The following is a 4,082-nucleotide window of genomic DNA, read 5'->3' on the forward strand; positions in this document are numbered from 1 at the left end:
GTCGTGATGCTGATAAAGCGCCAAGGGCTAGGTTACTCTTTATTCATTCCATCATCTTGTTCTGTTTCTAAAATTAATTTCGGATGAACGGTGTCAACTAAGTCATAAAATTGCTCAGGGGTTTTTGATATTTTAAGCAAAGTGACAATAGATGCTAAGTGCTCTCTGAGTTTTGGGTGCCCAATATCATCAGTTAGCCACTGGTGTAATTTTGCTTTTCTCTCTGATTGAGAAGCCGCTTTTTTTAATTCAGGTAATAAATCGGGGGCTAGTCGGCTATAAACAACGTTGTTTGTGACGGTGCCAATGAAGCTTGGTCTCCAGTTCTTCTTTCCCGCAGGAGGGTAATCAAGACCGTAAATTCTGAAAAGCCCTTCGTAATAATCTACTGGGAAAGTGCTTACCCAAGGTTTCAGTTCCTTAGCTACAAATGCTTCTAAAATTTTAGCCAGAGCATCACGTTCTCGATCTCTTTGATAACCAGTAGCTTCATCAACAAGTGCTATTGCTCCAACCCTTGCAAGCGCTTTATAAAGTGCATTGGCTTTTATAGCTGTATTAATATGATTTCTTTGTTTTAATACACCCGCTTTATCCGCCTCTATCCATACCTCACATATCGCAGGTAAAAGTGTGACATCAACACCGTAAGCAGCACCACCTCCCGTTCTATAAACAATTGGCTCTGCTAATTCTCTCCTTAAATCATCTGGAATGAACTCATCTAATTCGCCAGCTTGAAGAACGTAAGGAAGTTGTCCGGGTCTTCCATTTGGAATCCATCTAGGCATTTTGGAGCCAATGGAAACACCAAACGTTTCAGCAAGTCCCCCAGTACCCTGCATAGAAATAACCCTTTTGCCATCGGGCAGTACGGCACATTGAACACCATTTGCTGCCATTACCCCAGTATGAGTGGCTTTTGGTGCTCCACGGATAATAGCGGACATAGCTGATGCTTTACGTGCTCTTTCTTTTGTGTTCATAAAGCGACCTTTTTTTATTAGTTGAGGCCATATTAGCTTAATGAAAAATAAACATCAAATTATAGCTAAAAATAAAATTAGCTATAAACAATATCATTTTATAAAAAAAATATTTAAATCATATGGTTAAATTCATTTAACTCTTAGCAAAAATCTATTTTAGCTAAAAAGTACGCCAATGTTTTGTTTAGCTATATTATTGGATCTTTTGGTCATTTTTTTAATAAAAACACACCGATATGTAACGCAATCATCGCCGAGGTTGTGTCTAGTATTTTTCATCTTCATGTTCCACCCCCGTTGGGGATTAAGATCCCGTTCAACGGGCGTGAAAAGAAAAAGGCCACACCAAAGTGTGACCGTAAATTGATGCCAGAATAAGCGACTGGCGGCACATGCCCCTATCTGCTATCGTTAAATCGCCAAAAGTAACCATGCAAACGAGGAAAATTAGATGGGAAAAGTAATCAAAACAAATAAGTTTATAGGTGACAGTATGCCACCTGGACTTGCCAGAAAAATATACGAGCAAGCCAAACAGCAACCACAACAATCACCAAATAAACCAAATGAACAATCTCCTGCTTCTTCGAGTGGAGGTTCTAGTAAAAACCAGTAAAAAATAAGGATAATTTATGAGCCGAGAAAACCTGCTATATCTAATCTACTATTCATACCAGCTTCACATGATGTTTAGTGTATTACTCGGTAGAATAGATAAAGTACTTTCATTTTTTCTACTCTTACTCGGCTCGTCCGTTATTGGTAACCTTGGGAATCAGGTCATTATCGGTATTGCAATAGCAGCCATTACTGCGCTTAGGATGGCATTTTCATTTGAGAAAACAGCCGAATCAGCCAGAAAACAATCTATACGCTATCTAAACCTATATACCATTCACGCTCTTACTGCTCCTGAACAGGAGTTAGCAAACTATGTTTCCGACATGCAAAATGACGATCATATTGTTTGGAGTCCTTTAGTTAATCCGGCAGACATAATCACAAGAAAACATCTTGGTGAGCCAGTAGACATAAAACTTACCCGTTGGGAAAGATTTATGTCATGCATAGCCAGATAGTGAATAAACCATTCTGTTTATTCAAATAAAAAGGCTACGCATTGCGTAGCCCGGAATTGATGCCACATCAGCCATTAGACAGACTGAAACTTTTATCTGAGAACGGGGGATGTGGGCTTTATATATGAAAAAGCCCCGTAAGTGCGGGTGTGAAAAGAAAAAGGCCGCTTATGCGACCTTGATAATTCTGAAAATTATTAATCCAACTCAGGATCATCTAATCCTGTATGGATAACTGTCTTTATTGCCGAAGTCACTTCAAAAAACCTGTCTGTCACAGTGCCTTTTGGAATAGTGAACTCATGAGCGCCATTTGCCACACTGACATGCAAGAGTGAATTTTCATACCATAGTGATATTGCAACATAATACCAATCACCCACACACAGCGTGTCATTCACCATCGTCCCCATTTGAAAATTAAGCCTGTAATCCTCATCCAATTGAACTACATGCGCAGGACGATATTCAAGATCTCCTTGCTGATTTATGATGCAAGAACGTACATATGGCTGCTCTACACCCTCTTTATCTTTCCATGATGATGCAGGGAGATCTAAGGATTCATAATATTCTTTCATTAAATCCTGAGCATCACTTTGAAGAAGTTCTTTTCTGGCTTTGTATTTCTCTTGTAACAGTTTGTGTTGAGAGCGAATATCAGAATAAGTAATTGACATGCCTTTCTCCATAGATTCCTGATTACGAACCAGCATGATTACCACCTTTAATGAAAAATTACTATGACATACATACAAAAAAGGCCACGATTATTCGCGGCCTTGGAATTGTATGTAGTGCGTTGTCAATTAATCGCGAGATCCAATCTCTTACCGAGTGCGTTCAACGCGCTTTCTACTGTGTCAATCTTCGTACTATGACGCAATGAAACTATACGTTGCACGTCCTGCGGGCGCGTGCCGAGTTTTCTCGCTAACTCTGCATTGCTTGTTTTTGTTTGCAGCATGGTATTTAACAACAATACTTTAGCTGTAACACTCGCCGGAACGTCAACAAATGCCTCACCCTCATTAGAGGGTATTGGCACCTCACGTTGATCATCAAAATAAAAATCAAATGCAGTGACAAGAGCATCTTGCGCCATTTCTAACGCCTCCTCTCTTGTTTCACCCCCCGTCAACGCTTCGGGAATATCGGGAAACATAACCGCCCACCCCGTTTCATCGTGTTCAAATTTCACCGGATACCGCATATGTATTTAGTGAAGCGCGGCGAATAACTGGCTCATTTCTGAGCCAGCTTTATTATTTAATGCCAAGTTGTTTCAGTATCAATTTCCGCAATGGTTCGGGGATCTCTTTACTGGGGTGTCTCGGCATCGTTGTTTGCTTGCCATTCAGGAAGATTTTTAGATGATTGCTCCCATCTTTAAATTCTGCCCCCTGGGTTTTAAGCCACCGCCGAAATTCGCTTTGCTTCACTACCTCCTCTCCTGTTTGTTTAACTTGAAACAAGTATAAACATTTTTGTTTATAAAAACAAGAGAAATATAAACATTTTTGCTTATATTGTCGCGGGAGGGGATACAAGATAGTAGAAAAAGAAAAACCCGCGCATCGGCGGGTCTGAATGTTCTTTAGTGAGCATAGCTACAATTCCCCACTATTGACAGACAATAAACCAATTGCGGACAAAATGCAAATTGTCGATGTGCTTTTTATTGTGTCACTTTGCTGAATTCGGAGGCGGCCCGGCTTTCTTCAATATCGCATTTCGCCACCAGCTTTTCATAGAATGGCTTCCAATTCCTTCTCCATGTCCTTTCGTTTAAATCGGGCAAGAGAGCCTTAATTGCTGTATATGCCACTGATGACGGTACCCGACTATAACCTCGGCCCGTACAACGCTCACAGATTTTAATTACCGGTGCGCCAGTGGCTTTCGTCGCTTCACGGTCAACCACTTTACCTGTGCCGTTACAGCGACAGCGGTTGGATATAATCCCTTTGCCATTGCAAGGTGAGCAAAGTTCATGCACGCACTCAGTTTCTAT

Annotated in this window: 7 protein-coding genes; 2 read left to right on the forward strand and 5 right to left on the reverse strand. The window is 40.7% G+C overall.

Annotated elements, in window-relative coordinates; genetic code table 11:
- Positions 1–32 precede the first annotated feature (32 nt).
- A complete protein-coding gene (locus LGZ99_RS23565; protein ID WP_166310385.1) occupies positions 33–986 on the reverse strand; it encodes a P63C domain-containing protein in 954 nt (317 codons plus the stop codon).
- A 454-nt stretch (positions 987–1,440) separates the two neighbouring features.
- On the opposite strand from LGZ99_RS23565, the gene LGZ99_RS23570 reads away from it, so the two are divergent.
- Together LGZ99_RS23570 and LGZ99_RS23575 are read left to right on the forward strand one after the other, a co-directional pair.
- Positions 1,441–1,605, forward strand: a complete 165-nt coding sequence (locus LGZ99_RS23570; RefSeq protein ID WP_166310387.1) for a hypothetical protein — start codon at positions 1,441–1,443, stop codon at positions 1,603–1,605.
- A 16-nt stretch (positions 1,606–1,621) separates the two neighbouring features.
- A complete protein-coding gene (locus LGZ99_RS23575) occupies positions 1,622–2,068 on the forward strand; it encodes a hypothetical protein (RefSeq protein ID WP_166310389.1) in 447 nt (148 codons plus the stop codon).
- Between the two features lie 197 nt (positions 2,069–2,265).
- Here the strand turns inward: LGZ99_RS23575 and LGZ99_RS23580 are convergent, their stop codons facing one another.
- The 4 genes from LGZ99_RS23580 to LGZ99_RS23595 all read right to left on the reverse strand — a co-directional run.
- Positions 2,266–2,784, reverse strand: coding sequence for a hypothetical protein (locus LGZ99_RS23580; protein WP_166311028.1), 519 nt, complete (start codon positions 2,782–2,784; stop codon positions 2,266–2,268).
- An 89-nt stretch (positions 2,785–2,873) separates the two neighbouring features.
- Positions 2,874–3,281, reverse strand: coding sequence for a type II toxin-antitoxin system HicB family antitoxin (locus tag LGZ99_RS23585; protein ID WP_166309145.1), 408 nt, complete (start codon positions 3,279–3,281; stop codon positions 2,874–2,876).
- Between the two features lie 52 nt (positions 3,282–3,333).
- The gene (locus LGZ99_RS23590) at positions 3,334–3,510 is read right to left on the reverse strand and encodes a type II toxin-antitoxin system HicA family toxin (RefSeq protein ID WP_166309148.1); all 177 of its coding nucleotides are present in this window, start codon (positions 3,508–3,510) and stop codon (positions 3,334–3,336) included.
- A gap of 236 nt (positions 3,511–3,746) precedes the next feature.
- Positions 3,747–4,082, reverse strand: a 336-nt coding sequence (locus LGZ99_RS23595; protein ID WP_262979756.1) for an antitermination protein Q, incomplete at its 5' end; no start/stop codon positions are given.

This window comes from Photorhabdus temperata (genome assembly GCF_025384845.1).
Taxonomy (GTDB): domain Bacteria; phylum Pseudomonadota; class Gammaproteobacteria; order Enterobacterales; family Enterobacteriaceae; genus Photorhabdus; species Photorhabdus temperata.